Genomic DNA, 26393 nt, shown 5'->3' with positions numbered 1-26393 from the left:
CATGGCTGAAAAAGACGCTAAGAATAAAAAAGATACCAAAAAGGTTAAGAAAAAAGAGAAGAAAAACGTTCCACGAGGTAAGGTTTATATCCAAGCATCGTTTAACAATACAATTGTATCCATTACGGATATGGCAGGAAACGTTCTTTCTTGGTCTTCTTCTGGAATGATGGGTTTTCGTGGATCCAAAAAATCCACTCCGTATGCAGCACAAGTTGCCGCTACCAACGCAGCTGAAAAAGCAATCGAAGCTGCTGGTCTTTCGGAAGTAGATGTAATGGTTTCAGGTCCAGGAATTGGTCGTGAATCTGCCATTCGTTCTTTAACTACGAAAGGAATTGCAATCAAACTCATTAAAGACGTAACTCCGCTCCCTCACAATGGGTGCCGACCACGCAAAAGAAGAAGGGTGTAGGAATTATATATGGCACGTTACCGAGGTCCAGTTGTTAAATTGATGAGAAGAGAGGGGCTTAACCTCTTTCTCAAAAATAGTCATACATTACATAAAGAAAAATCTTCCCTTGAAAAGAGAAAGTACCCACCTGGTCTTCCTCCTAAGAAAAAAGGAAAGATCACTGAATACGGGGCGCAGCTTCGTGAAAAACAAAAAGTAAAACGCGCATACGGTGTGTTAGAAAAACAATTCCGTAGATACTTTGAAGAGGCAGCTCATACTCCAGGAATTCCAGGGGAGAACTTACTCCAGTTCCTCGAAAGAAGATTGGATAACGTTCTTTATCGTATGGGTTTTGCAGTCACTAGAAGACAAGCTCGTAACTTCGTAGCACATAGACACATTCTTGTGAATGGTCACCGTGTGGACATTTGTTCTTATCGTGTGAATGTTGGTGATAAAATCGAAATTCGTGAGAAATTCCAAAAGTCTCCGTTTATCGAAGAAAATATCAAACTTGCTCAAGCAATCAATCGTACTGCTTCTTGGGTAAGTGTAGATTATACCAAGTTCTCCGGAGAAGTGACTTCACTTCCAACAAGAGAGCATATTGATATTCCTGTGAAAGAACAGGTAATCGTAGAGTTGTACTCGAAGTAAGAATTTAGAGAAGAAGGATACGACATTGTCTCCAAAGAATTTATTAAAAGGTTTTAAAAGACCCAAAAAAATCGAATTCACTACCGATGTGAATACACCAAACTACGGTAAGTTTGTTGCAGAACCTTTCGAAAGAGGAATTGGTACTACGATCGGTAACTCCCTTCGTCGTACGCTCATGTCTTCTATTGAAGGAGCAGCAATCTCCGCGATTCGAATTGAAGGAGTCTCTCATGAGTTTTCCTATATCGAAGGTGTTGCAGAAGACGTTACTCGTATCATTCTTAACTTAAAACAAGTTCGAATCAAATACGAGCCTGAAGACAAAGAAGCAAGCAAAGTAATCCACTTAGAACTGAAAGGTGCTGGTTATTTCCGTGCAGCTGACTTGGCTGTAGACTCTTCGATTGAAATCATGAACCCAGACCTTCATATTGCCACACTCAATGAGGATGCAAATTTGATTATGGATTTGGAAATCCAAAGAGGACGTGGTTACGTTCCTGCGGAAGACAAAAAGAAAGATATCGAAGTATTGGGAACAATCCCAATTGATTCTATTTTTTCTCCAATCCAAAAGGTATTGTTTGAAGTTTCAGAAACTCGTGTTGCACAACGTTCTGATTACGAAAAATTAACTATGGAAGTTTGGACTGACGGATCTGTTTCTCCTGAAGATGCAGTTGCTCAAGCCGCAAAAATCCTAAAAGACCACTTAACTGTTTTTATTAACTTTGAAGAAGAGATTGAAGAAGAAGAAGAAGAGTTAGATGAAGCTGATGAAAAACTCAAAGCATCACTCTCGAAACATGTAGAAGAATTGGAACTATCTGTTCGTTCTACAAACGTTCTTCGTAGTTTGGAAATTGACTTCATTGGTGAACTCGTTAAGAGATCAGAAGACGAAATGACTAAATCAAAACATTTCAGCGAACAAAGTTTACAAGAGTTGAAAGCAAAACTTTCCTCTATGGGACTTTCTTTCGGTATGAGAGATTTTTAAGATGAATAAACGTAATAAAGTTAAACAACTCAACAGATCCGCGGATCATAGAAAAGCTATGATCCAAAATATGGTAATCTCTTTACTCCGCCACGAAAGAATTGAATCTTCTGTTGCGAAGTTAAAGGTGGCTCGTTCTTATGCGGAACGTATCATTACTAGAGCAAAACGTAATTTAGATGCAAACCTTGCTAATCTTGACGAACAAAAGAAAAATGCAGCAATCCTGCACAACACACGATATCTTTATAGCCACCTTGGTGACCAAGAAATCGTAAACAAACTTTTGAAAGACTTAGCAAATCGTTATGCTGAAAGAGTAGGTGGTTACACACGAATCATTCGTTTGGTAAACCGTCCTTCCGACAACACAGCGATGGGAATTTTGGAGCTTGTAGATCGCAAAACTCAAGATGAGTTAAAAGCAGAAACAAAGGCAAAACGCGAAGAAAAAAAACCTGCTAAAAAAGAAGAAAAACCTAAAAAAGCAAAGAAAGAAAAAGTAGCTACGAAGTAGCACTGTTTTCATTTTGAATGTTTCGAAAAAGCCTACTGGTTCAGTAGGCTTTTTTTTATTGCATTCGTATGATATTCCGCTAAAATTCTACATTCCAAACGAATGACTCCCATCCTTTCTACAACTGATTCCATCTGGCATACAGCATTTAGTTCGAGCCCTATTGGTATGGCCCTCACAGACATGCAAACTGGTTTGTATTTAGATGCGAACGAAGTTTATTGTTCATGGCTTGGAAGAAGTAGAGAGGAAGTGATTGGAAAATCAACCTTAGATTTAGGTATTTATTCAAATGACAATGATAGGGAAGCCATATTAGAAAGGTTAAAACGAGATGGGTATGTTCTCAATTTAGAAGTACCTCTCGTAACCAAACAAGGTTCTACGGTGACGATTCTTTTCAGTGGGCGTATCGTTGAAAATGGTAAGTATCTTTTATCTGCGGGTCAGAATATTTCCGCGCTGAAAGAAAAAGAATACCTAGCTGCCGTTTTACAAAGTGAGTTAGTCATCAGTAAGGAACTCTTTGAAAGTGTTTTCCGTTTGAATCCTGCCGCAGTTAGTTTATCGAATGCAGAGACTGCCGTTTATGATGACGTAAATGAAGCCTATTGTCGTTTGATTGGTTATTCTCGTGAAGAAATTATTGGTCGCACCTCTTACGACCTAAATATCTGGATTACCAAATTTGACAGAGAAAGACTAAAGTCGGAACTCATGAAAAAAGGTTGGAGTACGGGAATGGAAGCAAGTATTCGTACTAAATCTGGTGAAATACGTCATGTGGTATCAGGTAATACTATTTTACAGACGAAAGGTCGTCCAACTTTACTGGCTATACTTATTGATGTCACTGAGTCCAAACAGAATAAAGAAGCACTTGAGTTTGCAGTTAAGGAAAGAACAAAAGAACTCAATCGACTATTAGAAGATTTACAGAAAACCCAAGATCAATTGATCCTTTCAGAAAAAATGGCCACCTTGGGACAGTTAGTTGCGGGTGTTGCACATGAAATCAATAATCCACTTGCAGCAATTGCAGCCTTTAGTGAACAAATTTATAACCGTATGGGAAACTTCGGTAATAGGTTGTTTCAAATTAAAGAATGTTTTTCTAAATATCCTGAAAAAGATATTAATGAAATTATTTCTTGGGTGATCGAATTATTTACAATTAAACCAAAAACCTATGTATTTGCAGAAGCAAGAAAAGCCAAAAAAACTTTGGAAGCTACATTTATTGAATTAGGAATTGAACCCGCTTATGATTTAGCAGACAGAATTGTTGATTTAGGTGTATCCGATTTTATTCTGGAAAATAAAAATTTATTATCTAGTTTTCGATTTTCTCCCTTACTTGAATTGATCCTATCTGAATTGAATACACTTCGTAGTGTGGAATCAATTCGACTAGCAGTAGAAAGAACATCCAAAATTGTCTATAGCTTAAAAAATTACGGACGGTTTGATCGAAATGAAGCCAGGACAGAAATTAACTTGGTTGATACTATTGAAACGGTTCTGACACTTTATCAAAACAAAATGAAATCGGGTGTGGAGTGTCTTCGTTTGTACAATGCAAATCCAACCATTTCCGGTTATCCAGATGAATTAATTCAGATTTGGACCAATCTGATTTACAATGCCTTACAAGCTATGTCCTTTAAGGGAACACTCACCATTCAAATTGACGAAACAGAGAAAGAAGTGGTGGTCCGGGTGAAGGATAATGGTTCTGGAATTCCTTTAACCATTCAAAAAAGAATTTTTGAACCATTTTATACGACTAAGGAAAAAGGGGAAGGAACAGGGCTTGGACTTGGGATTGTGAAACAATCAGTAGAAGAAAGGCACCGTGGCCGGATTCAGTTCCAATCTGAACCAGGTTACACGGAGTTTATAGTCACCCTTCCTAAATTCTAGCAAGTTGCATTTGTAAGTTTTCAGCTATCGAATCAAATTCTTCGTTTTGAATCACTGTTCGATAGGCAGCCGTCACAATAGGATGTCTTTTTTCATCCAATTGAATTAGATTTGGCAATACCTTTAATCCATAGAAACCATTGGTGATTTTTTCTGGTCTTGTTCCATTAGCAAGATCGTAACCATATTTCCTATCTCTTGTGTCAGATCCAAAACAAGCCAACATAAAGTCAGTCATTCCTGAAAGTCCATTGAAAGTAGTTGGATCTCCTCCAAGTAATACCCCAATCGAAACCATTTCATTAAAAAATCGATTGCTTAAATGGAACAAAGTGTTGTCCACATTGCCACCTAACTCTCGCTTGAAGTATCCTTCCACAAGGCCCATTGCTAAAGCATAAACAGTTTTTAATGCTCCCCCTAATTGAACTCCTTTTGTGTCGCGGGAATTGATGGCAGGTCTTGTAAAAACATAGTTGTTTTTGAGTAATTCTTGTAATTTAGGAATCAAAGAGTCTTCAAAGGCTGAAATTTCAAATCCGGAAATCTTTCTTTCCATAATTTGGTCAGGGTAACAGGCACCTGAAACAACTGCTAGACGGTCTCTTTCGATGAGCAGTAACTCATGCAAATCTTCGAGGATAAGTCCTTTTTTGGATCCAGTGAATCCTTTGATGACATTTACCATCGGTGATTTGTTTTTTTGCAAATGAGTTCTGATTTTCGAATAGATTCCATCAAATTCCCAGGGGTTTGTTCCTTGGATAAAAAGGGTAGCCGAATCTAAAATCTCTGGTTTGTCAGAAAATTCAATATTTGGTGGGAGTTTGTAGATGGGGTAATGGACTACATCACGTTTTTCTTCATTACTCTGTTTTACCATTTCCGAATCGGGGCTGTAGATGGTTACTTTTACGTTTTTATTTGCCATCACACAAGCAAAGGCAACGGACATATTGGATGATCCTATGATCACAACATGTTCATCTGGTTTTTTCGGAATCGAAATGAGTTGGTTTGTTTCTCTGACATCACCTTTGTAAAGGTTACGATAGGTTCCGTGTTTGTGTTTGTTTAAATTGCTTCCAACAAGAAGTGCGAGGTTATCAATGATGAACTGTTTTTTATCTCCTGTGCCAGGAAAAGAAATTTGTTCAATATGAGGAGGAAAAGATTCCATTTCTCTTTTGGTAAGTTCCCCAACAAGCACTGGTTTGCCGATCACAAGTTTTCCAACTGCTTGGTTAAAAAGTAAACCTTCGATAGGAAGGATTTTTTCTGTTCCTTCTAGTGAAATAGGTAGAATCACTTTGTTTGCAACATAGTGGTACACCGTGTCCACAAATGGCATAAGCCTTCCATCGCGTGACCGAGTGCCTTCTGGAAAAATAGAAATTACCTTTCCATCGGATTGTAATTTTTGCGAATTACGAAAGGCACGCATATTGATTTTGGTCATCACATCGGAAAGAGAGGGGTTATCTGCCATATCCTTTTTGGAACAAACGAGAAGTGTTCCAAACATATAGAGACCGAGGCGGGTGAAGTCTGGTTCAAAAGCAAGCCTTCCTGCGATAAAAACGAGGGACTCCGCAATTTTCCTTCCTTCTGGTCCTGAGTTATACAGAAGAGTAAAGATGGCGGGGGCATCCAAATGGCTTAAGTGGTTGGAAATTAAAGTAACAGGGTATTTGCCAATGACTCCATCCAAAAGTTTAAGGTTTTCAGTTCCCTCGACTTTGAATTTCTTCATAATGGGATCGAGAAATTTTAACATGAAATCTCGAGGTTCGGGGCGGATATCGGTATACACTCCGATTTCTTCCAAACGTTCTGGTTCTTGAAAGATTTCCATGACCTTCGGTTTTGGAGTGCTTTGTGAAAGAACTAAAAACTCTTCTAAAATGGACTTTGCTTCATACTCGGTAAGACCCGATTTTACAAATAGGTGGATGTTCTCAAAAAATTCTTTATGCCAGCGTCCCAAAGTGGCTTCTTTTTCTGTCATGTATGCCTCTAAACCGACATTAAATTACTGAAAACTTTCGATTTGTCTATTCGATTTTTACAATTGATTGCGTAAATCCAGGATTTCTCTAAACTGACTTCTTGGGTGATCGAGATCCCGGTATGAATCAAAAAAACAAATCAATTTCCTCGGAACAAAAGTGGATTCCGGATGGATTTCATTTTTTAGGCCCCGAAGAAAGCAAAAACCGGCGGAATTTACTACAAAGTTTTTCAGAACTCTTTGAAAGAGAAGGGTATTCTGAAATCAGCCTTCCTTCCTTTGACTATTCGAATTCCTTTCGTTCCCATTTGGATCATGGGTTAGAGAGTTTACTTGTGACAAAAGACTGGGATGGGAATGAACTTTCCCCTGGTGTGGACTTAACACTCCAAGTTGTGAAAGGAATGGCGGCTCGTTCCCATTGGGAAGAGAACCAGAATGTTTTTTACTTTGCACGTAAGATTCGTGACCACAAAAAACGTAATGCGTCAAGACGTGAAATTCTGCAAGTAGGTGTGGAGTCACTGGGAAAAAGCGATACAAATCATATCATTTCTCAAATCAAAATTTTACATCAACTTTGGAAAGCTTCGGTTCCTAGTGAACCCTTTACGATTGTCTTTGGTCACTCATCTTTTTTTCGTTCTGTTTTAGAGATTCTTGGTTGGAATGAAGAACAAACAAAAGTGCTACGACAATTTTTATATACGAAAAACTTACCGGAGTTAGTTTCTCTAGCGGCAAGAGAAAATACTTCTGAGCCTCATATGGAAATGATCCAGTTGTTGCTGCGTCCCATTCCTGTAAGTGAAATGCCAAAATTTCAAAACTCATTACAAAAGATTTTGTCGCCCAAAGAATGGGATACACTGAAAGGGGATTTGGAATCCATCACAAGTTTTTTTGCAGAGTGGTCGAAAGTTCTCGGAGAGATTCCTTGTATTTGGGATCCTTCTCTTGTGAGAGATTTGTCTTATTATACTGGATTTATGTTTCAAGGTTATGTGGAACGGGATCCAGAGCCGGTTTTTGCCGGTGGGGTTTATAACGAATTGTATGAAAGTTTTACTGGAATTAAGAAGGATGCCTGTGGTTTTGCCCTGCATCTTGATTCCATTGAAGAAATTGTAAATAAGGTAAAATGAGGGAATTATGCCTGCAAATTTAGTTGTCGGAGCACAATGGGGTGACGAAGGAAAGGCAAAGGTAATTGATTACCTTTCCAAAGATACAGATATCATTGTTAGGTACCAAGGTGGTGCGAACGCCGGTCATACGGTGGTAGTGGGTGGAAAAAAATACATTTTCCATTTGGTGCCATCGGGAATTATTTATGACAATACCACTTGTGTGATTGGAAACGGAGTGGTTTTGGATCCGGAATACTTTTTAAAAGAATGTGCCGATTTAGAATCACACGGATTCAAAGTTAAAGAAAAAGTTCTCATCAGTGATTCCTGTCACATCCTTCTTCCTTATCATCGATTGATCGATGAAGCAAGAGAAGCTGGTTCTTCGCCTGAAAGAAAGATCGGAACCACAAAAAAAGGGATTGGGATGTGTTATGCAGACAAAATGCTTCGTAACGGTGTTCGTGCCGGAGACCTTTTGGATAAAGACCTACTCAAAAGAAAACTGACCCATATTTTAGAAGTAAAAAACCAAGAACTGGTAAAATACTACGACTTGGAACCTGTCAATATTACTGAAATGTATGATTTCCTTTTGGATTTCGCTGACAAAATGGGGAAAAACATTGTGAACACAGTGTACTACCTCAATTCAGAACTCCAAAAAGGAAAACGTGTCCTTCTGGAAGGGGCACAAGGGACAGGACTTGATATCGATTTTGGAACCTATCCTTATGTGACTAGCTCCAATCCTACCACAGGCGGTGCTCTAGCCGGATCAGGAGTAAGTTTTAGGTATTTACAAGATGTGATTGGGATTACCAAAGCTTATGCCACAAGAGTAGGAGAGGGTCCATTCCCTTCTGAAATTTTAGGGGAAGCTGGGGACGTGTTGCGAAAGTTAGGTGGTGAATACGGTTCCACTACCGGAAGACCTAGACGATGTGGTTGGTTTGATGTACAAATGATCAAACATGCTGTTACGGTGAACGGAATCAATTCTCTTGTATTAACCAAAATTGATGTTCTCAGCCATTACGATTCAATTCCCGTCGTTGTAGGATACGAATACAAAGGTAAAAAATTGGATTTTTTCCCATCACAAGGACTTGAGGACGTCAAACCGTTGTTTGCTGAGTTTAAAGGATGGAAAGATGATATCTCTGGAATCAATTCCTTCTCTAAGTTACCAACGCTTTGCCAGTCGTATATTAAGTCCTTACAAGACTTAGTGAATACAAAGATTGGAATTGTTTCCACAGGACCTGATCGTGAACACACGATCATTATGGATTAAAAAAAAAGCGGAGTGTTGAATCTTTTTTTTAAGTAGTTGTTGACCGAGAAAGGTGGTTCGATATTCTTGGCTACAGAACGAGTCGTTAGCTCAGCTGGTAGAGCAATTCCCTTTTAAGGAATGGGTCCGGGGTTCGAATCCCCGACGACTCAAAATAGAGTTCCTGTAACTCGCAAGTTACGTTCTTAAAACGGTGCCATCGTCTAATGGTTAGGACACAAGGTTTTCATCCTTGCAATCGGGGTTCAATTCCCCGTGGCACTACCAAATACTAAACACACTTCTTTCAAATAACAAACTTCACAAATAGTTTTCTCGTATTTTGCATTACATCTTTCTATAATTCCTACTCTCGTTAGATAAAAATCGTATAACAAAGGATCTGCGGGATTTATTTTTTTAAAAAATTCTTTAATCAAATAGGCTTCTTTCGCACCAAAAGTTTTTCGATCTGTAATGCCTAAAATTCGAATTAATTTTTGGATATGAACATCCAATGGAAAGGGGATTTGGTTTGGATGGATCCTTTGGTAAAACCCAAAGTCAGGATAGGCAGTTCTTACCATCCAACGTAAAAATAGAGATAATCGTTTTTTGGGAGATTTTGCTTCTGGTTTTCCAATCAAAAATTGAAGACCATAGGAAAGTTTCTGGTTTCCCTTTGTGATTTTTAATTCCTCTTCCCAAAACTTTTGGAACTTGGAAATAGAACTTTCTGCAGTAAATTTTGTTTGTCCCTCTATAAATTTTGATTCAAAGAGAGGTGATTTTTTCTCCAGATTTTGTAGGACACGTTTTAAGGTTCGGAAAAAGATTTGGTTGTCTTTTTTGGTTTGGAACCTGTAGACTTTAAGGTTTTTAAGAAAGTGTTCAAATTTTTCATCGCCAACGCATAAACTTTGGTAGGGTGAGGGACCTAAGGCTTCAAAGATTGGTTTTAAAAAACTTTGAATGCTTTTGACATTTCCATAAGCATACAAACAAGAAATGAAAGATACCACTTCTATATCAAGAGGGTCCTTGTATTTTTTTGGAAAACAAATAGGATCGGTATCTAAATATTGAAGGTGTTCGTATTTTTTTCTTAATTCCTCTAACTTAGAATGAAGGAGTTCTAAATCAATTGGCATTCTTCATTGCAATGTAAGTTCTCGATTCTAGTTTTCTTCCAATTTTTTCTTCCATAAACCGACTAGCAGAAATGAGAGAATCCAATTGGATTCCTGTTGTATATCCTTCTCTATGAAGAAAATATACAAGATCTTCTGTGGCAACGTTTCCTGCAGCACCTTTGGCATAAGGACATCCTCCGAGCCCTCCCGCCGAACTATCAAAACTACGAATCCCCATGGTAAGTGCTTGTTTGGTGTTTGCAATGGCCATCCCGTATGTGTCGTGGAAATGTCCTGCTAAATAGGTTTTGGGAATTTTTTTCAATAGGACTTCTAAAAGAGATTCTACCTCCGAAGGAACGGCTACACCAATTGTTTCTCCTAAAGAGATTTCATAAGCACCTGCACTTAGCAGTCGTTCCGCGATCTCTAGGGTTTTTTCTGGTTTGATTTTTCCTTCATAGGGACAAGCAATCACAGTGGAGATATAACCTCGGACTTTTTTCCCATCCGATTTTGCCTGATTGAAGATGGGTTTAAAAAATTCCAAACTCTCCTCAATTGTCATATTGATATTCTTTTTGGTGAAAGTTTCTGAAGTGGCAGTAAAAACAGCGACTTCGGCAAAACCGGCTTCTTTAGCTCCTTCATAACCTTTGGCATTGGGAGTGAGTGCCGAAAACTGGATTTGGTTTTGGAATTTTGGTAGGACAAGATTAGATAGTTCGATGGCATCTCCCATTTGTGGGATTCGATCTTTACGCACAAAGGATGTGAGTTCGATATGTTTTACTCCGCTTTGTACTAGACGGGATACGAATTCGAATTTATCCTGAGTAGAGAGAATGGTTTTTTCATTTTGCAGACCATCTCTTGGTCCTACTTCTGTGATTTTAATTTGTTCCAATTTCCCATTCTCCTTCACTTTCAACTTTCGGTTAAAAATAAGAAACGCAATGATTTTATGGGGAAAATCCAATGTTTACACTTAAAAATATTTCTGTTCAGGTTGGTGAACATTCCCTTTTACAGAATATCAATTTGGTGGCAAAATCGACAGAGATCACAGGACTCATTGGAAAATCAGGATCAGGTAAATCGACTTTGTTTCGGTTGGCATTAGGGCTTCTAGATCCAACAGATGGATATACTTGGAGTGGATCTCTCTTTTGGAAAGAGGAGAAACTACCCAATAGAAAAAACCCAAAACTCCAACCAGTCTTTCAAGATCCTTTGGGAAGTTTTTCCCATATAGGTACGATGAGAGAGTTATTACTCGAACCGGTCCGAATAAAAAAAGGAATTTTTTTATCAGATGAAACCAAACAAAAGGAATGGGTGAGAATTGAAAGTTTATGCCACCGATTTGAATTGTCAGTGGAACTTTTAAATAAGACAAAACAAGAGTTAAGTGGTGGTCAATTGCAGCGGTTTTCTATTTTGCGAGCTTTACTGATGGATCCTGAATATTTGCTGTTGGATGAACCAGTCACAGCCCTTGATGTACTTGTACAAAAAAAAATTGCAGAAGAACTCAAACAAATCAATCAAACTGAAAACCTGGGAATGTTTATTGTTTCCCATGATTTAGGTTTTTTATCTTATATGTGTGATCAAATTTTTGTTTTGGATGCTGGGGAGATTGTTGAATTTGGTAAACCGAAAGAGATTCTTTCCAATCCTAAATCAGAGTTATTAAATACTTTAAAAGAAGCAAGAAATCATTCGTTTGGAGGAGCTGTTTCTTCTTCTGAATCATCCAGTTGAGTTCGTTTGGCTTCGGCAAATTTTTTCGCAATGTCACGCCTTCTTGCGATTACTTTTGAGGAAACCGTGGCAAAAAAAGGATCATTGGTAAAACTAAGCATCTTTGTATATTCCTCTTCTGCAGTTTCATAGTCTGTGACTTTGGAGGCAGTTTCGGCAAAATAATAATGGAACTTTTTATCGTAGGGTTTTGGTTTCCCTTCGGCGGTTGTAAGAGTGGTGCGATTAAAAATTTTGTAGGCGATATGAAAGTTTCCTTTTTCCATCTCAAGCCTTGCAAAACCTAATTTCACATTCGGACTTTCTTCTTCAATCTTCAGTGCTTTGTTTAAATAAAGAAGGGCTCTGTTTTTTAATCCTGTGGCCAAATAATGATCTGCCAAACGAATCAAGGCTTCCGTATCATAAGGATTTTTTTCTACTGCCAGTTTGTAATTCATAATGGCATAATAAACCTGGCGAGTGATTTCAGAAAGAATCGCAATGTGCAGATAGGTTTTAAAGTATTCGGGCATTTCTGCTTTGGCATATTCAAATTCCACGAGAGCTTTTTCGTAATTCATCTCCAAAGAATACAAACGTCCTAAATTGTATCGGAAGGGAAAAAATTGAGGATCAAACCGAACTCCAGCTTCTAAACGTTTGATGACTTCGGTTCGCTGATTTGGTTTTCCAGAAAGTAAAAGTTCGATCGTATCATTATTCCATTTTCCCGAATTGGTGATGGTTTCTTGACCGTAAGTAAAACTGCCGTTGGATTTCGGTGGTTCCCCTTGAAAAAGTTTCCCACGAGCGAGGATAAAGTCCTCCTTATGGTAAATAAAGGATCCATTGGGAAAATCGGAGGTATCAAATTCCTGGTCTTTGCCCCAAAGGATCTCCGGATATTCCTTGTTTCCAATTAGTTTTTGTCCCCAAATCAGAGTGGGAAATAAAAACAGAAGTGCGAGAGTAAAGCTACGAAAGAACATGGTGTAGAATGAACCAAACCCTTTTGGAAACAAAAGCGCTTACTATTACTGTCGGCGAAAAAGTCTTACTGAAAGAGATTAATCTTTCTTTTTTGGAGACAGGCCTTGTGGCTGTGCTAGGTGAGAATGGTGCCGGGAAATCTACCCTTTTAAAAGAAATTTACCACCACTCGCTTACTTCTGAACTTTGGCATTGGAACCAAGGCAAAAAGAAAATCACATATCTTGGTCATGAGTTAGGATTTTATTCCTCTCTCAGTTTGGAAGAGAATTTGGATTATTTTTCTAAGTTAGATGGAACCAAACCTGATTTCCAAAAACGAAACAAACTTTTGGAACTCTTTCGTTTACAGAAACGAATTTGGGATCCTATCCATACCTTTTCAAGAGGAATGAAACAAAAAGTAGCAATTTTGAGAGCCATTCTTTCTTCCGCTGAAATTATTTTATTTGATGAACCTTATACGGGATTAGATGCAGATTCTTCTAAAGTGTTAAGTGAGATTTTAAATGAGGTATCCAAATCAAAACTCATTTTAATTGTTCTCCACTCGATACCAAAAGAATTACAATGTACTTCCCAAATTAAAATTGAGAAGGGAGCTTTATTTGTTACTCACCTTACTTAAAAAAGAATTCTGTCTGATTGGTCGTTCTCTTGGTGGAATCATCTCTCTTTTTACCTTAAGCGTAGCCGTTGTATTTATTTTTTACACATCGATTGAGGTAAATGAGATTTTGTCCGCACGAAGCATTCGCGGAATCAAATGGGCGATCATTTTTATCCTGAACTTTGTGATTGTAAGTCAGAGTTTATGGGAAGAGAGAGAATCAATGGGTTGGGAAGCCAGTCTTTCGTTTGTAAGCCCCATTTCTCTTTATCTGGCAAAATCTTTTGCCATTTGGTTTTGTACAATTTTAGTTAATGGAGCCCTTGTCCTTGTCCTCTCTGTTTTTTTTCAAAACATGAGTGTGGAACGGTATTGGGGCGAATGGCTTTTTGCCAACCTAGGAAGTGGCTCTTTGGTTTTTCTGGGAGTATCTCTCGGACTCATTGCTTTTGAAAGCCGGTTAAAAGAAATCATCATTCCTCTGTTGCAACTTCCATTTTCCATTCCTTTGTTCCTCTTTGGATTAGAAGCAGAACATAGGTATTGGCAGGAACCTGGGTTTTACCTACCATCGGTGGGTTTACTTTTGTTTTTTATGTTATTTTACGCTACGCTTGGTTCGGTGATGATTGAGATTCTAAGGAATGAACGCTAAGATTTTGTTTTCTCCTCGAATTTCTTTCCCTCTCTGAAAATTTGGAAAAAAATGGAACGTAAAATTCGGATATTCCACCCTGTTTTCGACATTGGTTTTTATCTTGTCGTTTGTATGTCGCTAGTCATTGCGATCATCACTTCACTAGTGTATCCAAATGTCATTTTGGAACAGGGCCTCAGTCACAGGATATTTTATCTGCATGTTCCTGTCGCCTGGGTGGCGTTATATGGACCCATTCTTTCCTTTATTTTTTCCCTAATTTTTCTTTTTACTAGAAATTTGTTTTGGGACAGACTTGCTTTTACAGCCAACCAACTCTCTTTTCTTTTTGCGGTGGGCGTTTTGTTTTCTGGCCCAATTTGGGCCTATAGTGCTTGGGGAGTTCCTTGGGATAAAACGGATGCTAGGTTGCAGTCTTTTTTTATTCTCTGTATATCCTTAGTCAGTTATTTTATTTTCCGATATTTAGTCCCATCCAAGGCCAAAAAAGCAATCCTTTCCGCTTACTTGTCTGTTCTCTGCGCAGTGAGTGCCATTCTCACTTGGGGTGCCATCCGTTGGATAGAAAATCCAGGGAACCATCCTAGTAGTGTCTTAGGAAAAGGAGGAATGGACTCTGATATGAAACAAAGTATGTGGCTTGGAGTCATTGCCTTCCATTTTCTGTTTCTAATTCTTTTTCTTGTTTCCAATCGCACAGAAAAAATCCAAGATATCAGATCCAAACTGAAAGCGGAATTAGATTAAAACATGGCCAATGAGGAATCCATACATAATATCCTAATTGTGGATGATGTTCCAGAAAATGTGGAACTTTTAAAATACCTTTTACAACAAGAGGGTTTTAAAACCTATACAGCTTTCTCCGCAGAAGAAGCACGTTTGGTTTTGTTAAATACTGCTATCGACACACTTTTGTTAGATGTGAATATGCCTGTCCAAGATGGATTTTCCTTTTGCCGGGAACTTAGAACAATGGACCAGTTCAAACTCCTTCCGATTCTTTTTATCACTTCCATTGAAAGGGAAGTGGGTTTTCAAGAAGCCATGAAGAATGGGGGAGACGATTTTATTAATAAACCTTTTAACAAAAGGGAACTTGTCGCAAAAATCCATTCCGTCATTCGTTTGAAAGACTTACAGGACGAGTTGTACAGACAAAAAAGTAAATACGAAAAGGAATTACAAACGGCAAGGCGGGTCCAAGACCAATTGATTCCAGAAAAAAGTTTTATTTGGAACGGAATCAAAGCCCAAACTTTATTTCACCCTTATTTACAAATTGGTGGTGACTTTGTCGACTCTTGGATCGAAGAAAAAAAACTTCATATTGTGATTGCCGATTGTTCAGGACATGGACCAAGTGCAGCCCTCATTGGAGCTATGTTCAAAATGCAATTGTTTAACTTAGTGTCCACAATGGACCTACGGGAACGAGTGGCACACTTACGAAAAAATATGGAGTTAGTTCTTCCTGAAGATTACGCGATTACTTTTTGTTATGCGATCCTTGATCAGGATTTAAAACTTTCATATATCAATGGGGGACATCCCGCTCCTCTTGTTTATATGGATGGTGAAACGAAGTTTTTAAAAGGGATGAGTCCCATGATTATGGGAATCAATTTTGCGGCAACAGATGAAATACAAACGGTTCAGTTAAAAACGGGATCTTTGTTTTTTATGTATACGGATGGTGCAAGCGAAGCTATGAACCCGAATTCCGATTACATTACAGAAGAAGGGATGAAAGAAATTTTCCATGAATCTGCAAAATCTGGAAATGATATTTTACAATCGGTTCAAAACAAAATTTTAGATTTCTGTGGTTCTTCCACTCCGAGTGATGATATGGCTATGGTGTGTATACAATTATGATTCCAACTCCCAGTTATAAGGGTAAAGTTAGAGATGTTTACGATTTAGGAGATTCACTACTTCTTGTAGCAACCGATCGTATTTCTGCATTTGATGTTGTTTTTGAAGAACCAGTCCTTGACAAAGGAAAGATTCTAACTCGAATTTCTACGGCATGGTTTCGTCAGTTTCCGACAATCCCAAACCATTTAATCACTGACGATGTATCAAAATTTCCTCCTCCGTTTCAAAACGAAGAATTTTTAAAAGGAAGATCTGTCCTTGTAAAAAAAGCAAAACGAATCGATTTCGAATGTGTGGTCCGCGGTTACTTAACAGGATCTGCTTGGAAGGAATATAAAACAGAAGGGACAATTGCACATGTTCCCTATCCGAAGGGTCTAGAAGAATCTTACCAATTTGAAACTCCTATTTTTACACCTGCCAGGAAAAATGATTCGGGTCATGATGAAAACGTGAGTGAATCCGTGATGGAAAGGGAAGTGGGTAAAGAGCTTTTTTCTCAACTGAAAGAAATCTCTCTTTTTCTCTACAACAGAGCCCATAATTTAATGGCCAAACAGGGAATCCTACTTTGTGATACTAAATTTGAATTTGGACTTGTGGATGGAAAACCAATCCTCATCGACGAAATCCTAACCCCCGATTCCTCACGGTATTGGGATGCTTCTACTTACGCATTGGGCAAAACTCCGGCTAGTTTTGATAAACAAATTTTACGGAATTGGTTAGAATCCACAGATTGGGACAAAAATCCTCCCGCTCCCGCTTTGCCCGAATCCTTGATCCTAGAACTACGTAAAAAATACTTGGAATTGGAAGATAAAATCACGTTATGTTTGTCGCAAAAATAAATGTTACACTCAAAGAATCGGTCCTTGACCCCCAAGGACAAACGGTTCTCCGCACCCTTCATGACCAAGGGAAAAATTCTGTCGCTGACTTAAGGGTAGGAAAATACATCGAAATGAAAATCGATGCAAAGTCCCAATCGGAAGCAGAGGCCTTGGCAAAAGAGATTTGTGAATCGGTTCTTGTAAATCAAGTGATCGAAACCTACCGGTTGGTTGTGGAGAAAGTATGAAGGTCCGGGTAGTTACCTTTCCTGGTTCTAATTGTGATAAGGATGTTGGATCGGTCCTCGAATCTGAGTTTGGTGCCAAGGTCGAATACACTTGGTATAAGGAATCCTTTTCGGATACACCAGACCTAGTGGTCTTGCCTGGTGGTTTTTCCTTTGGAGACTATTTACGCTGCGGGGCTATGGCCAAATTTTCCAATGCCATGGATTCTGTGGTTTCTTATGCCAAAAAAGGAGGAAAGGTCTTAGGAGTATGTAATGGATTCCAAATCCTTACTGAATCGGGACTTCTTCCGGGTGCCTTACTACACAACAGAACTTTAAAATACATTTGTAAAGATGTGGATCTTGTTCCTGTTTCCGAAAACAGAATCGGGAAAGAAATGAAAGGGACTCTATCCATCCCCATTGCACATGGAGAGGGAGCATACTTTGCTGATCCTGAAACTTTAGAACGATTAGAAAAAAATGGGCAAGTGGTCTTTCGTTATAAAGAAAACCCTAACGGATCCTTACATGATATCGCTGGGATTTGTAATGAAGCGGGAAATGTATTAGGAATGATGCCTCATCCTGAGAGGGCCGTAAATCCTTATACTGGAAAGATGGACGGAAAACAAATTCTCGAAGTTCTCCTAAAAAAATAATAATCTTTTTAACCTTTTCTTGCTTTTTCGTCTAATTCGATTACAAGGAAAGGTATGCGATTTCAAGAAGACTCTATTGATTGTGTAGATTTCATTCTAAAAAAGGATGAAGTATTGACCATCATCTTAGGTGGGGGGAAGGGAACTCGTTTATTACCACTAACAGAAAAAAGATCGAAACCAGCTGTAAGTTTTGGCGGGAAATATAGACTCATTGATATTCCTATTTCCAATTCCCTAAATAGTGGTTTCGAAAAGATTTTTATCCTCACTCAATTTAATTCCTATTCTCTAAACCGTCACATTAACCGAACTTATGCGACAAATAATATCCACCAAAAAAGTTTTGTGGAGATTATTGCTGCGGAACAAACGGTTTCGAGTGCCAATTGGTTTGAAGGAACTGCCGATGCCGTAAGGAAGGTCCTTCCTTACATTAGAGAACAAAAACCGAAATATGTTCTGATCCTTTCTGGTGACCAACTTTATAATATGGATCTTTCTGATTTTATGCAGAGCCATTTAATGGACCCAGAAACCGAAATTTCTGTGGCAACCAATGCCATTCCCGAAGACCAAATTTATGGATTAGGAATTGTTAAATCGGGAGTGGGTGGGTTTATCCAAGAATTCATCGAAAAACCGCAAGAAGTAAGCCAAGTCGAATCTTGTCGTACAAAAAATGGGAACTTCCTTGCGAATATGGGGATTTATATTTTTAACACATCCACACTCATCGATGTATTAGAAGATCGCAATATGGCTGACTTCGGAAAAGAAATTTTACCGAAGGCCATAAAAGAAAGAAAAGTAAAAGCCTACACTTACGACGGTTACTGGGAAGATATTGGAACGATCAAAGCATTCTATGAAGCCAATTTGATGTTAACCGACCACATTCCCAAATTCAATTTATATCTGGAAAAAACTCCGATTTATACCAGAGCAAGAGCCCTCCCTCCTTCCAAAATCAACCAAGCAGTGGTCAACCAGGCCCTTATTTCAGAAGGTACGATTTTAAACCAGTGTGAGGTACATCGGTCCATCATTGGTGTACGCCAGCTCATTGCTTCTGGAACCAAGATCTATGACTCTATTGTCATGGGCCTTGACCACTATGGATATTTTGATAGGAAGTCAGGAAAGATCCCGATTGGAATTGGACCTAATTGTGAAATCCGACGGACAATTGTCGACAAAGATTGTGCCATCGGTGCCAACGTGCGTCTGTTAAACGAACAAAATCTTCAGGAATATGAGGACGAATACATTCGGATTCGCGAGGGAATTATCGTGGTTCCGAGGCATACGGCCATCCCGGATGGGTATTCTATCTAGGTTAATTTGACATATTTGGGTCAAAAATGAGTCATATTTCCTTGAAGTTGTCTCAAATTTAGGGATTTTGACTTGTCAGTTATGAACTTGGTTCTAGTCTGGACGAAAGGGAACCATGTTCATAACGGAATCAACGGAAGGAAACCAGTTTTGGAACGAGACATATTTTGTCCCACATTTCCAACCCATTGTCAACGCCATCAATCGGTCCATTTCTGCCTATGAAGTGCTTGGCCGGCAGTACAATCCTGAGGAAAACACCTATCATTCCTTGGGAGGCCTCTTTCATAATCGGGACCAGGATCCGGTTCCCGTCTATAACATTGACAGGATTCTTAGGGAAAAGGCAGTCCAGACTTTAAAAGAAAGTAATCTTCGCACAAAACTCTTTTTCAATATGATGCCGAACTTCCTTTCCCGAGTGCATCATACCGATTTATTTGCCGAAAACTTTCATATCATCCAACTCATTGAAAAATATGGAATCGATCGTAACCAAGTAGTGATCGAAATCACTGAGGATGAATTTGACGGCTCGATTGACCGTCTCATTCAAATTGTTCAAATCTTTCGGGACTATGGTTTAAAAATTGCGATCGATGATTTGGGGACTGGATTTTCCAATTTGGAAAGAATTGGCTATTTACACCCAGACATTATGAAAGTCGACATTCGTATTATGCGAGAAAGTTTGAATAAAAATTCTTTCAAACAAGTCCTCGGTGCCATCTCGGAAATGTCCCAGAAACTCGGAAGCCAACTTCTTTTTGAAGGGATAGAGACAGAAGAAGAGGTGAACCTTGCCCTTTCTATGGGGGCCAATCTTTTGCAAGGGTTCTATTTTTCGACACCCAATCCACATTTTCTGAATCGAAATACATTCTCCGATAAAATGAAGACGGTTTTGGAAAACTTTTCTAGTGTTCGTTCTAAGGAACTTCGGGAGAAGGGTCTTCGGGAACAGAAGATCATCGACCAACTCCAAGACCTCTTTTACGAACTTTCGGACACAAAGGAAGAGGACTTTCCTTACCGGTTTGGCCAAATCCTTGGGTCCTTACCGCGGGAGATTTTAAAAGTTTTTGTTTGTGACGCGGAAGGGTATCAAATCACCCCTACCTACGATTTGGACCGAATGAACGGCGGGTATTTAGAAAGATCCAGACAAATCGGAAACAATTACGCCTGGAAACCTTACTTTTTAAAACATAAGGAAGAGTCGGAACGATTTCGCAAAAAATGGGGTGTGACCTATCCACTCTACGACATCACCAACCAAAACCAATATGTGATTTTCACTTTTTCCCTGATGGATGGTAAGATCCTCATTGCTCAGGTAGGTTGGTCGGAATAGAATCTTGTTTTTTTTGAGTGGTGCTTTTTCCTGGTAGTAGGGATTCGTCTAAAATATAGAATCATTCTAAATATATACATAACAGGATACCACCTTGTCCGCAATTCTCGAAATTAAATCTCTACACGCTACTGTAGGGGACAAAACGATCCTTAGAGGAGTCAACCTCACCATCGGGCCCGGTGAAGTGCATGCCATTATGGGACCCAATGGGTCGGGGAAGAGTACTCTTTCCAATGTCATTCTCGGTCATCCCAAGTATACGGTCACTTCAGGGGACATTCTCTTTAAGGGAGAGTCCATCTTAAACAAAACAACCGATGAAAGGGCAAGGCTTGGAGTTTTTTTATCGTTCCAATATCCTACTGCCCTTCCAGGGGTGACCATTGGAAATTTTTTAAAATCCATTCTCAAAGCACATCGTGGAAAAGAAGTTCCTGTGAAAGAATTCAAACAGGAATTAAAACAAGCTATGGATTTATTGGAAGTTCCCCAATCATTTATCGGTCGTTATGTGAATGATGGTTTTTCCGGCGGTGAAAAAAAACGTGCCGAAATTTTACAGATGAGTTTGTTAAAACCAGTTTTATCAATTTTGGATGAAACAGATTCAGGACTCGATATCGATGCACTCCGAATTGTATCGGAAGGAATTAATGCCAATAGAAATCCAGAACGTTCTATCCTTTTGATTACGCATTACCAAAGGATGTTAAACTATATTGTTCCTGATTTTGTACACGTGTTTGCTGATGGAAGAATTTTGGAAACAGGTGGAAAAGATCTTTCCTTAAAATTAGAAGAAGTAGGTTACGATTGGATTTTGGAGAGAGAAGGGGTCAAATGAATTCCTCGCTCACAAAAAATCGATTGGTTCTTACGAAAGAAAAACATTTAAGTTTCAAAAATTCAGTATTGGAAATTTGGAACCAATTAGAGTTTCCGAAAGAATCAGATGAGTCTTGGAGAAAATTTCCGATTGGTTCTGTGGATTGGAAAGAATTACAATTTGATCCAAAAGAAATTTCTACTACCGGTTCTGAAAATGATGATTCTATTTTATCTGCAGAAATCATAGATTCAATCCTAACCGCTATTCTAAAATATACTCCGAAAGATTATTTTGCCTACCTTAGTTTGGTTGCAGCCGCTAATTATGAGATTTTTCTTTTGGATGAAGGTGATTCCTTTTTTTCTTTCGAGGAAGAAGGGGATCAACCAAAACATTCTGTAAGAATTTTTTATCTGCAAAAAGGTAAAACTAGTAAAACACAGATCCAAATCCAAAACAATCATACTTCGGATCATCTGCATATGTCCTCTTCATTGGATTTTTTTATCGCAGAAGATAATTCATACTTAGAAATTTTGGATAAAGAAACCAGTGATTATGATTTATATCGTTTTCGTAATGTTTGTCTTTTAACCCAAACTGATTCTCATATCAAATACCATTATTATCCGATCGGCGGTTTTCGTTCGAAATTATTTTTGGATGCACATTTACTTGGAAAAGGTGCTGAGGTTACCGTGGACGGTGTTTCTGCCCTGGGAGGTAGAAATCTAAAAGATTTGGATATGGAAATGTACCACCATGCCGATCATACCACAAGTAAAATCAGTTATAAGGCTATTGTTACTGACAAGTCCCATCATGTTTTTACAGGAAATTTGATCATTCCACCGAACTTAAAGAAGGTGACCGCACACCAAGAGTCTTTTAATCTTTCTTTGAATAAAAAAGCAAGGGCCGAGGCCAATCCAAAATTAGAAGTACTAGCGGAAGATGTATCTTGCACTCACGGTGCGACAGTGGGAGATATTGATGAAGAACAGTATTTTTATCTTTTGTCCCGTGGTTTAACTCCAGAAGACTCAAAGGCCTTACTTGTGACTGCATTTTATGGTGAGACGATCCATTCCATTGGTTTTTCTGAAGCAGTAAAATTGGATTTGGAAACAAGAATCAAAGAGATTCTGGTGGGAGGTAAATAATGGCCTTTAAAAAGTTAATCTCTATTTCGGAAGTTGATGAAGGTAAGATGGCTGTTGTCAAAACCCGTCATTTTAATGTGGTAGTGACAAAGGTAGAGGGAGAATATTTTGCTTTCGAAGATTCTTGTACACATGATGGGGAAGAAATCTCTTGTGGTAAATTGGAAGGTTGTGTCATCACATGCCCAAGACATTTTGCAAAGTTTGATGTTCGTACGGGTAAAGTTTTGGCACTTCCTGCAACAGAACCTTTGGTAATTTTCCCAGTGCGAGTGGTGGGAGAAGATTTGGAAGTGGATTTGGAGGCGGTATGAGTTTAGATCCTTACCAGATACGAAAAGACTTCCCGATCCTTTCCCGTATTTTGCCAAATGGCAAACCTCTTGTTTATTTAGATAATGGTGCCTCCTCGCAAAAACCAAAATCAGTGATTGATGCCACTAACGAATATTATACTAATGATAATGCGAATATCCATAGAGGGGTGTATTATCTCTCTCAACATGCAACGGAACTTTTTGAACGCACAAGGATCAAAACCTCGCATTTTTTCCAAGCACAATGTGCCAAAGCCATTATCTTCACTCGGGGAACAACGGATGCCATTAACTTAGTGGCGCAGGCATGGGGTAGGACTAACATTAGTGAAGGGGATGAAATTGTTTTATCCGTTCAAGAACACCATTCCAATTTAGTTCCCTGGCAGATGTTAGCTTTAGAGAAAAAAGCATTTTTAAAATTTATTCCTATCAAAGAAGATACCACCTACGACTTATCCAATTTAAACCAAATCATAACAAAACGTACAAAACTTGTAGCAATTAGTCAAATGTCTAATGTAACTGGAACGGTTCATGATTTAACAGCGATTATCGATCGAGTGCGCCAGGTAGGTGCTAAGGTTTTAGTTGATGGGGCGCAAGCTGCATGTCATATGCCTATTCATTTAGTGGATATGGATGTTGATTTTTATGCTTTTTCGGGCCATAAGATGCTCGGGCCTACAGGAGTTGGTGTTCTTTTTGGAAAAGAAGAAATTTTGGAAGCCATGCCGCCTTGGTTAGGTGGTGGAGATATGATTGAATCAGTGGAATTGGAAAGTTCTACTTATGCCGCACTACCCGCGAAACTCGAAGCCGGAACTCCAAACATTGCTGGTGTGATTGGATTTAGCCATGCACTGGATTACTTGCAAAAAGTGGGAATGAAGAATATTAAAGAACATGAACGGATGTTAACCGAATATGCTTTGGATCAACTGAACCGAATTGGGGGTTTACAAATTTATGGGACCGACGATTTGGACAAACGTGGGGGTGTTGTCTCTTTTACAATGGAAGGAATCCATCCTCATGATGTTGGATCTATTTTAGATGAAGAAGGTGTGGCAATTCGTGTGGGCCATCACTGTTGCCAACCTTTAATGAAGCAACTATCCATTCCGGGAACTTGTCGTGCCTCATTTTACCTTTATAATACAAAGGAAGATATTGATGCGTTAGTTCATGGAATTGACAAGGTAAAATCAATATTTGGTCGTGTCGCAAGAAAGTCATTTTGAAGATTTCCTACGATGGAAATCATTTGGAGTTTGGGAAAAACCGAATTCCGAACATGAAATGGTGAAGGGGCTAAATCCTCTTTGCGGTGATGAAATTATTTTATACTATTCTACTACTGAAGATCACAAGGTCGAAATTTTGGGTTTAGGTGGGGACTCTTGTTCCATTTGTTCTGCAGCAGCTGGATTACTTTTTAAGAACCAAACAAAATTTCAAAAGAGCCACTTTCAGTCTTATCTAACAGAACGTAAAAATTTTTTGGAAGGAGAGGATTCTTTCTTGTTTCAAGACTTAGAAGAGATATCCTTTTATACAATCTTACGTTCACATCCTGGTCGATATCGTTGTGGGCTATTGCCCTGGCAAACATTAGCAAAATTGAGTGAGGAAAAGAAATGATCCGTGATCCTGAGACAGAAAAAGAATGGGAAGTATACCACAGTGTTCGCATGGTAGAAGATCCAGAAATCGGTATTTCTCTTATTGAGCTTGGTTTGATTTATGATATCAAAGTTGAGGGAGAAAAGGCTGATATCACAATGACTTATACCTCCCTGGCTTGCCCAGCAGGACCACAAATGAAACAAGACATTGAAAACCACACCCTTCGTGTGGATGGAATTAACGAAGTTGTGGTAAACGTAGTTTGGAATCCGAAATGGGACCCACGTGTTATGGCCAGCGAAGAAGCTAAAATGCAAATGGGGATTTTCGATTGAGTTTCCTAATTCGACCAAGTTATTGGTTTGTAATTTTATTATTATTTAACAGCTGTGAGTCGATTCCATTCCTTCAGGATTCCTCCACTGAAAAATCAATCTTTAGTGTTACGATTCCCCAAATTGAAGGTGCCAGAGAAAAACGCGATCGGTATGAATTTATTGGTAAAGAAATCATCATTTCCTCAGACCATCCCCTGGCTTCCCAAGCCGGAATGGAAGTCTGGAAACAGGGTGGAAACGTTGTGGATGTATTTACTGCATCTAGTTTTGCCATCTCTGTCCTTAGGCCCCATTCTACCGGTCTTTTGGGTGGTGGATTTGCCGTGGTTTATTTACCGAACAAAGGAAAATGGGCTTACGACTTTCGGGAACGTTCCCCTAAAAAGGGAATCGCTTCCTTTTATTTAAACGAAGATGGAACGGTGATATCTGGAAAAACATTAAAAGGAGCTTATAGTGCCGCAGTTCCTGGTAATGTCCAAGGGATTTTACAAATCCAAAAACAACATGGTAAGTTGCCATTGAGTGTAGTCTTGGCACCTGCTCTTCGTTATGCGAGGAGTGGTTTCTCTGTTTATGGAGATTTAGCAGGAGCAGTGGCTAAAACATGGACTTCCATGAATCCACCAATGCAAAATGTATTTGGGATTGACAAACGAGCCATCAGGGAGGGTGAACTTCTCATTCAGGAAGAACTTGCAAAAACTTTGGAGAGGATCATTCAAAATGATAAACTTGAATTTTTGGAAGGGGAAACAATTCAAAAAATATCCGAATATTATACTGCTTATGAAAACTTTATCACAATTGAGGATTTCAAAAATTACCAAGTTAAGGTAACCGAACCACTCACAAGTTCCGTTTGGGGACATACCATTTTTACCATGCCACCTCCCAGTTCTGGAGTTCATCTTGTTACAATGATGAATTTATACTCGGAAATGCAAAAAAGAAATACCTTTCCCAAAGGAGAGGTAGGTGAATTGATTCGTATCATTGAAGCTATGCGGGTGGCTTACAGGGACAGGGCAGAACTTGGAGGAGATCCTCTTTACACAAACATACCTGTTACTAAACTTCTGTCGCAAAGTTATGCGAAAGAAGAAACAAATGAGATAGAAAAAAAAGTGGTTTCGGGAAGTTGGCCTACCATTTCAGAAGAGAACAAAAAGCCGGAGTCATATAATACCACTCATATTTCTATTTTAGATAAAGATGGAAATGCGGTTTCTACAACACAGTCTGTGAACGGGATTTTTGGTGCAGGCCAAATGGTTCCCGGGACAGGTCTTGTCCTCAATAATACAATGGACGATTTTGCCGTAGCTCCTGGTGTCCCAAATCTTTATGGGCTTGTGGGATCCAAAGCCAATGCGATTGAACCTGGGAAAACCCCACTTTCGAGTATGAGTCCTGTGATTCTAACTGACAACTCGGGAAAAACCAAAATGGTCATTGGTGCTCCTGGTGGTTCCCAAATTCCCACTTCCATTTTTAATACTTTGTATCGTTATTTGATTCAAAAAGAAGGTCTCTATGATAGTGTGTCCTACCCGAGAATCCACCACCAGTTTAGTCCTGACCGTATTTTTTTGGATCCTGAAATAAAAGCATCCTATCCTCAGTCAGATTTACCTTTTTACCAAGTCCAATATATTAGGCATCGTGCTAAAGTATTTGCTGTCGCTCGGGAAGGAGACAGCTTAATCGGCGTGTCGGACCCCAAAGGTGAAGGAGTTCCTTTAGGTTTTTAAACCAT

The 26393-nt window shown here is 39.0% G+C and carries 28 protein-coding genes and 2 tRNA genes; 26 read left to right on the top strand and 4 right to left on the bottom strand.

Features of this window, described 5'->3' with window-relative positions:
• The first annotated feature begins 1 nt into the window (after position 1).
• The 5 genes from rpsK to EHR07_RS17705 all read left to right on the top strand — a co-directional run bounded on the left by rpsK (position 2) and on the right by EHR07_RS17705 (position 4500).
• Positions 2-415 (top strand): 30S ribosomal protein S11, encoded by a 414-nt coding sequence (rpsK, locus tag EHR07_RS17725; protein WP_004783964.1) that lies wholly within the window; start codon positions 2-4, stop codon positions 413-415.
• A gap of 9 nt (positions 416-424) precedes the next feature.
• Positions 425-1057: a 30S ribosomal protein S4 gene (gene rpsD / locus EHR07_RS17720; protein ID WP_135746395.1), complete on the top strand. Its 633-nt coding sequence runs from the start codon at positions 425-427 to the stop codon at positions 1055-1057.
• 25 nt (positions 1058-1082) lie between these two features.
• A complete protein-coding gene (locus tag EHR07_RS17715; protein ID WP_135746394.1) occupies positions 1083-2060 on the top strand; it encodes a DNA-directed RNA polymerase subunit alpha in 978 nt (325 codons plus the stop codon).
• A 1-nt stretch (position 2061) separates the two neighbouring features.
• Positions 2062-2577, top strand: a complete 516-nt coding sequence (gene rplQ / locus EHR07_RS17710) for a 50S ribosomal protein L17 (RefSeq protein WP_100739253.1) — start codon at positions 2062-2064, stop codon at positions 2575-2577.
• Between the two features lie 102 nt (positions 2578-2679).
• Positions 2680-4500: a PAS domain-containing sensor histidine kinase gene (locus tag EHR07_RS17705; RefSeq protein ID WP_135746393.1), complete on the top strand. Its 1821-nt coding sequence runs from the start codon at positions 2680-2682 to the stop codon at positions 4498-4500.
• On the opposite strand, the gene EHR07_RS17700 is transcribed toward EHR07_RS17705, so the two are convergent.
• Positions 4490-6508: a 1-acyl-sn-glycerol-3-phosphate acyltransferase gene (locus EHR07_RS17700; protein WP_135746392.1), complete on the bottom strand. Its 2019-nt coding sequence runs from the start codon at positions 6506-6508 to the stop codon at positions 4490-4492. The two genes, EHR07_RS17705 and EHR07_RS17700, sit on opposite strands and share 11 nt — an antisense overlap.
• Positions 6509-6630: 122 nt before the next feature.
• Between EHR07_RS17700 and EHR07_RS17695 the strand changes: the two genes are divergently transcribed.
• The 4 genes from EHR07_RS17695 to EHR07_RS17680 all read left to right on the top strand — a co-directional run bounded on the left by EHR07_RS17695 (position 6631) and on the right by EHR07_RS17680 (position 9205).
• Positions 6631-7656 (top strand): ATP phosphoribosyltransferase regulatory subunit, encoded by a 1026-nt coding sequence (locus EHR07_RS17695; protein WP_135746391.1) that lies wholly within the window; start codon positions 6631-6633, stop codon positions 7654-7656.
• Positions 7657-7663: 7 nt separating this feature from the next.
• On the top strand, positions 7664-8938 hold the full coding sequence (locus tag EHR07_RS17690) for an adenylosuccinate synthase (RefSeq protein ID WP_135746390.1): 1275 nt from the start codon (positions 7664-7666) through the stop codon (positions 8936-8938).
• Between the two features lie 79 nt (positions 8939-9017).
• Positions 9018-9090, top strand: a tRNA-Lys gene (locus EHR07_RS17685).
• 40 nt (positions 9091-9130) lie between these two features.
• Positions 9131-9205: transfer RNA gene (locus EHR07_RS17680), tRNA-Glu, on the top strand.
• On the opposite strand, the gene EHR07_RS17675 is transcribed toward EHR07_RS17680, so the two are convergent.
• Positions 9184-10068: a TIGR02757 family protein gene (locus EHR07_RS17675; RefSeq protein WP_238753240.1), complete on the bottom strand. Its 885-nt coding sequence runs from the start codon at positions 10066-10068 to the stop codon at positions 9184-9186. The genes EHR07_RS17680 and EHR07_RS17675 overlap by 22 nt on opposite strands.
• Positions 10058-10957, bottom strand: coding sequence for a hydroxymethylglutaryl-CoA lyase (locus EHR07_RS17670; protein WP_135746389.1), 900 nt, complete (start codon positions 10955-10957; stop codon positions 10058-10060). Before EHR07_RS17670 ends, EHR07_RS17675 begins: the two co-directional genes overlap by 11 nt.
• Positions 10958-11028: 71 nt before the next feature.
• Here EHR07_RS17670 and EHR07_RS17665 point away from each other — a divergent pair, with 71 nt between their 5' ends.
• Complete coding sequence (locus EHR07_RS17665; RefSeq protein WP_135746388.1) at positions 11029-11817, top strand: ABC transporter ATP-binding protein; 789 nt, start codon at positions 11029-11031, stop codon at positions 11815-11817.
• Here EHR07_RS17665 and EHR07_RS17660 read toward each other — a convergent pair.
• Positions 11772-12788, bottom strand: coding sequence for a tetratricopeptide repeat protein (locus EHR07_RS17660; protein WP_135746387.1), 1017 nt, complete (start codon positions 12786-12788; stop codon positions 11772-11774). The two genes, EHR07_RS17665 and EHR07_RS17660, sit on opposite strands and share 46 nt — an antisense overlap.
• Positions 12789-12796: 8 nt before the next feature.
• Here EHR07_RS17660 and EHR07_RS17655 point away from each other — a divergent pair, with 8 nt between their 5' ends.
• The 16 genes from EHR07_RS17655 (at position 12797) to ggt (ending at position 26388) form a co-directional block, all read left to right on the top strand.
• Positions 12797-13417 carry an ABC transporter ATP-binding protein gene (locus EHR07_RS17655; RefSeq protein WP_135746386.1) on the top strand — a complete coding sequence of 207 codons (621 nt, stop codon included), beginning with the start codon at positions 12797-12799 and terminating at the stop codon, positions 13415-13417.
• Entirely contained in the window at positions 13398-14054 is a 657-nt protein-coding gene (locus EHR07_RS17650) for a heme exporter protein CcmB (protein ID WP_135746385.1), read from the top strand. The genes EHR07_RS17655 and EHR07_RS17650 overlap by 20 nt, the downstream gene beginning before the upstream one ends.
• Before the next feature lie 51 nt (positions 14055-14105).
• On the top strand, positions 14106-14804 hold the full coding sequence (ccsA, locus tag EHR07_RS17645) for a cytochrome c biogenesis protein CcsA (RefSeq protein WP_135746384.1): 699 nt from the start codon (positions 14106-14108) through the stop codon (positions 14802-14804).
• Between the two features lie 3 nt (positions 14805-14807).
• Complete coding sequence (locus tag EHR07_RS17640) at positions 14808-15935, top strand: PP2C family protein-serine/threonine phosphatase (RefSeq protein ID WP_135746383.1); 1128 nt, start codon at positions 14808-14810, stop codon at positions 15933-15935.
• Positions 15932-16789 carry a phosphoribosylaminoimidazolesuccinocarboxamide synthase gene (locus EHR07_RS17635; protein WP_135746382.1) on the top strand — a complete coding sequence of 286 codons (858 nt, stop codon included), beginning with the start codon at positions 15932-15934 and terminating at the stop codon, positions 16787-16789. Before EHR07_RS17640 ends, EHR07_RS17635 begins: the two co-directional genes overlap by 4 nt.
• Positions 16771-17019, top strand: coding sequence for a phosphoribosylformylglycinamidine synthase subunit PurS (gene purS, locus EHR07_RS17630; protein WP_135746381.1), 249 nt, complete (start codon positions 16771-16773; stop codon positions 17017-17019). Before EHR07_RS17635 ends, purS begins: the two co-directional genes overlap by 19 nt.
• Entirely contained in the window at positions 17016-17663 is a 648-nt protein-coding gene (gene purQ, locus EHR07_RS17625) for a phosphoribosylformylglycinamidine synthase subunit PurQ (protein ID WP_135746380.1), read from the top strand. Before purS ends, purQ begins: the two co-directional genes overlap by 4 nt.
• Before the next feature lie 54 nt (positions 17664-17717).
• Positions 17718-19001: a sugar phosphate nucleotidyltransferase gene (locus EHR07_RS17620; protein ID WP_135746379.1), complete on the top strand. Its 1284-nt coding sequence runs from the start codon at positions 17718-17720 to the stop codon at positions 18999-19001.
• Positions 19002-19116: 115 nt separating this feature from the next.
• Positions 19117-20355, top strand: coding sequence for an EAL domain-containing protein (locus tag EHR07_RS17615; RefSeq protein ID WP_135746378.1), 1239 nt, complete (start codon positions 19117-19119; stop codon positions 20353-20355).
• A gap of 94 nt (positions 20356-20449) precedes the next feature.
• Positions 20450-21202, top strand: coding sequence for a Fe-S cluster assembly ATPase SufC (gene sufC, locus EHR07_RS17610; protein ID WP_135746377.1), 753 nt, complete (start codon positions 20450-20452; stop codon positions 21200-21202).
• The gene (locus tag EHR07_RS17605) at positions 21199-22350 is read left to right on the top strand and encodes a SufD family Fe-S cluster assembly protein (RefSeq protein WP_135746376.1); all 1152 of its coding nucleotides are present in this window, start codon (positions 21199-21201) and stop codon (positions 22348-22350) included. The genes sufC and EHR07_RS17605 overlap by 4 nt, the downstream gene beginning before the upstream one ends.
• The gene (locus EHR07_RS17600) at positions 22350-22664 is read left to right on the top strand and encodes a Rieske (2Fe-2S) protein (RefSeq protein WP_135746375.1); all 315 of its coding nucleotides are present in this window, start codon (positions 22350-22352) and stop codon (positions 22662-22664) included. The genes EHR07_RS17605 and EHR07_RS17600 overlap by 1 nt, the downstream gene beginning before the upstream one ends.
• On the top strand, positions 22661-23911 hold the full coding sequence (locus EHR07_RS17595; RefSeq protein ID WP_135746374.1) for a cysteine desulfurase: 1251 nt from the start codon (positions 22661-22663) through the stop codon (positions 23909-23911). Before EHR07_RS17600 ends, EHR07_RS17595 begins: the two co-directional genes overlap by 4 nt.
• Positions 23889-24311, top strand: coding sequence for an iron-sulfur cluster assembly scaffold protein (locus EHR07_RS17590; protein ID WP_135746373.1), 423 nt, complete (start codon positions 23889-23891; stop codon positions 24309-24311). Before EHR07_RS17595 ends, EHR07_RS17590 begins: the two co-directional genes overlap by 23 nt.
• Complete coding sequence (locus EHR07_RS17585) at positions 24308-24631, top strand: metal-sulfur cluster assembly factor (RefSeq protein WP_135746372.1); 324 nt, start codon at positions 24308-24310, stop codon at positions 24629-24631. Before EHR07_RS17590 ends, EHR07_RS17585 begins: the two co-directional genes overlap by 4 nt.
• Positions 24628-26388: a gamma-glutamyltransferase gene (gene ggt / locus EHR07_RS17580; protein WP_135746371.1), complete on the top strand. Its 1761-nt coding sequence runs from the start codon at positions 24628-24630 to the stop codon at positions 26386-26388. The genes EHR07_RS17585 and ggt overlap by 4 nt, the downstream gene beginning before the upstream one ends.
• Positions 26389-26393 lie beyond the last annotated feature (5 nt).

The organism is Leptospira bandrabouensis (assembly GCF_004770905.1).
Classification (GTDB): Bacteria; Spirochaetota; Leptospiria; order Leptospirales; family Leptospiraceae; genus Leptospira_A; species Leptospira_A bandrabouensis.
Note: the sequence above shows the minus strand (reverse complement) of the source record. Positions and strands in the feature narration are given on the sequence as shown.

Coding starts and splice junctions, on each gene's coding strand:
- rpsD (WP_135746395.1), top strand. CDS start 425: ATGGCACGTTACCGAGGTCCAGTTGTTAAATTGATGAGAAGAGAGGGG.
- EHR07_RS17600 (WP_135746375.1), top strand. CDS start 22,350: ATGGCCTTTAAAAAGTTAATCTCTATTTCGGAAGTTGATGAAGGTAAG.
- EHR07_RS17655 (WP_135746386.1), top strand. CDS start 12,797: ATGAACCAAACCCTTTTGGAAACAAAAGCGCTTACTATTACTGTCGGC.
- EHR07_RS17700 (WP_135746392.1), bottom strand. CDS start 6,508: ATGACAGAAAAAGAAGCCACTTTGGGACGCTGGCATAAAGAATTTTTT.
- EHR07_RS17695 (WP_135746391.1), top strand. CDS start 6,631: ATGAATCAAAAAAACAAATCAATTTCCTCGGAACAAAAGTGGATTCCG.
- EHR07_RS17640 (WP_135746383.1), top strand. CDS start 14,808: ATGGCCAATGAGGAATCCATACATAATATCCTAATTGTGGATGATGTT.
- EHR07_RS17635 (WP_135746382.1), top strand. CDS start 15,932: ATGATTCCAACTCCCAGTTATAAGGGTAAAGTTAGAGATGTTTACGAT.
- EHR07_RS17605 (WP_135746376.1), top strand. CDS start 21,199: ATGAATTCCTCGCTCACAAAAAATCGATTGGTTCTTACGAAAGAAAAA.
- EHR07_RS17620 (WP_135746379.1), top strand. CDS start 17,718: ATGCGATTTCAAGAAGACTCTATTGATTGTGTAGATTTCATTCTAAAA.
- EHR07_RS17585 (WP_135746372.1), top strand. CDS start 24,308: ATGATCCGTGATCCTGAGACAGAAAAAGAATGGGAAGTATACCACAGT.
- EHR07_RS17615 (WP_135746378.1), top strand. CDS start 19,117: ATGTTCATAACGGAATCAACGGAAGGAAACCAGTTTTGGAACGAGACA.
- EHR07_RS17675 (WP_238753240.1), bottom strand. CDS start 10,068: ATGCCAATTGATTTAGAACTCCTTCATTCTAAGTTAGAGGAATTAAGA.
- purQ (WP_135746380.1), top strand. CDS start 17,016: ATGAAGGTCCGGGTAGTTACCTTTCCTGGTTCTAATTGTGATAAGGAT.
- EHR07_RS17660 (WP_135746387.1), bottom strand. CDS start 12,788: ATGTTCTTTCGTAGCTTTACTCTCGCACTTCTGTTTTTATTTCCCACT.
- EHR07_RS17595 (WP_135746374.1), top strand. CDS start 22,661: ATGAGTTTAGATCCTTACCAGATACGAAAAGACTTCCCGATCCTTTCC.
- EHR07_RS17690 (WP_135746390.1), top strand. CDS start 7,664: ATGCCTGCAAATTTAGTTGTCGGAGCACAATGGGGTGACGAAGGAAAG.
- ccsA (WP_135746384.1), top strand. CDS start 14,106: ATGGAACGTAAAATTCGGATATTCCACCCTGTTTTCGACATTGGTTTT.
- EHR07_RS17705 (WP_135746393.1), top strand. CDS start 2,680: ATGACTCCCATCCTTTCTACAACTGATTCCATCTGGCATACAGCATTT.
- EHR07_RS17665 (WP_135746388.1), top strand. CDS start 11,029: ATGTTTACACTTAAAAATATTTCTGTTCAGGTTGGTGAACATTCCCTT.
- rplQ (WP_100739253.1), top strand. CDS start 2,062: ATGAATAAACGTAATAAAGTTAAACAACTCAACAGATCCGCGGATCAT.
- rpsK (WP_004783964.1), top strand. CDS start 2: ATGGCTGAAAAAGACGCTAAGAATAAAAAAGATACCAAAAAGGTTAAG.
- purS (WP_135746381.1), top strand. CDS start 16,771: ATGTTTGTCGCAAAAATAAATGTTACACTCAAAGAATCGGTCCTTGAC.